Origin of the sequence: Cryobacterium sp. N19, assembly GCF_002929595.1 — a bacterium.
In the GTDB taxonomy this organism is placed as follows: Bacteria; Actinomycetota; Actinomycetes; order Actinomycetales; family Microbacteriaceae; genus Cryobacterium; species Cryobacterium flavum.
The window spans coordinates 1-1253 of sequence record NZ_PJJR01000004.1; the positions used below are offsets into that span (position 1 = coordinate 1).

A 1253-nucleotide genomic window follows, 5' to 3' on the forward strand; every position below is an offset into this window, starting at 1 on the left:
AGTTTGAGACAATAAACATGGCCCTCAAGGCCACCTGAAACCACTAACCCCCAGAGTCAACTGAACTCGGGGCAGTCCCAGTTGCCACTTCGGCGACCGGGTACTGATGTTCAATGCCGAGAGGACGCCGGATGTCTTCTCCATGCACGATTATCTCAACCAACCGAGTGGCTAAAGGTGCGGGGGCGCTTGTTGTGCGGCTGCAAACCTCTTGGAAGGTGGCCAGCGTCTGAGCTGGATCAGTGGACCGCTCTCGAGCAATCCCCAAGGCGTTGATTCGATCAAAGTTGAAGCCAGCGGCAATCATCCTGCCGACAAAACCCAGGCGAGTGGACTTGGCATCATTGACGAGATGAGCCAATACGGAATGAACATCCCACCCGGGGCACAAGGACGGGGTCGTCCACTCCTGTGGATTCAATGCCTCGAGATCTCGAATCAATGCGTCACGTTCCCTGTGCACTATTGTCCAGATCTCATTCACAGAGCCCCCTCGGCTAGTTCCATGAGTCGCGAGTCGTTCATTTGACACTACCGGGTCGGCCTAGTCGGGACGTCGCCCGCAAGGAAGACCTTTGTTAGTAGATCTCACCACGCGGTCACTACCTCGAGGCCAGTCACGATTGGGGCACCTCTAGTTCTCCCTCTCCGGCTGGAGGAGTTGTACCCGTGCTTACTCGCCGTCGGATAGAGCGCGTGCGGCGCGGCTTCCTACCGAGGCGCCGTAGAGCGTGAAGGTGATCATGCCAGCGGCACCGATGAGGCTGGATGCAAGCATAATCGTCAGGGGGACGGGGAGGACGGAGGGCACGGCGGCGGCAATTGAGCACCAGCCCGCCCATCGTATTGGCCGTTTTGCTGCCACATGTGCGGCGAGCCACGCACTATCGCTTGCCATCGTCAAGGGAAGGCGTATGCCAGCGACCTGATTGCGTCCAAGACGTCCGCTGGCTGCAGCCTGCGCCATCCACAGCAGAAGAACGCCACTGCCAACCATGACCACGAATAACACCACTCTGACAATCGCCTCTTCGCCCATAGCTTGACTCTATGATCTGCGTCTTCCACCCGCCAAAAGGAAGGTGCCCCCGCCAGGGGGACGTCGGGCGCGACAGATTTGGCCAAGCCGTCACGCAGCGGGGTTCGCCGATGCCGTGTCGCAGGGGAACCTCTTCCGGTCGATCACAGCGATCCACGTGGGCAGCCAACGAGGATCGGGGTGCGCTCGTCTATGACTTGTTGAGCGCTGCCGC

General features: G+C 59.5%; 2 protein-coding genes. Both read right to left on the minus strand.

Features of this window, described 5'->3' with window-relative positions; genetic code table 11:
* Positions 1 to 43: 43 nt before the first annotated feature.
* Positions 44 to 532: a maleylpyruvate isomerase family mycothiol-dependent enzyme gene (locus CXY78_RS00030; protein ID WP_369827207.1), complete on the minus strand. Its 489-nt coding sequence runs from the start codon at positions 530 to 532 to the stop codon at positions 44 to 46.
* 141 nt (positions 533 to 673) lie between these two features.
* Entirely contained in the window at positions 674 to 1039 is a 366-nt protein-coding gene (locus CXY78_RS00035) for an SdpI family protein (RefSeq protein WP_104087427.1), read from the minus strand.
* Positions 1040 to 1253 lie beyond the last annotated feature (214 nt).

What these genes read in the sequence shown, in the direction of transcription:
- CXY78_RS00035 (WP_104087427.1), bottom strand. Translation starts at nt 1,039, where the DNA reads ATGGGCGAAGAGGCGATTGTCAGAGTGGTGTTATTCGTGGTCATGGTT.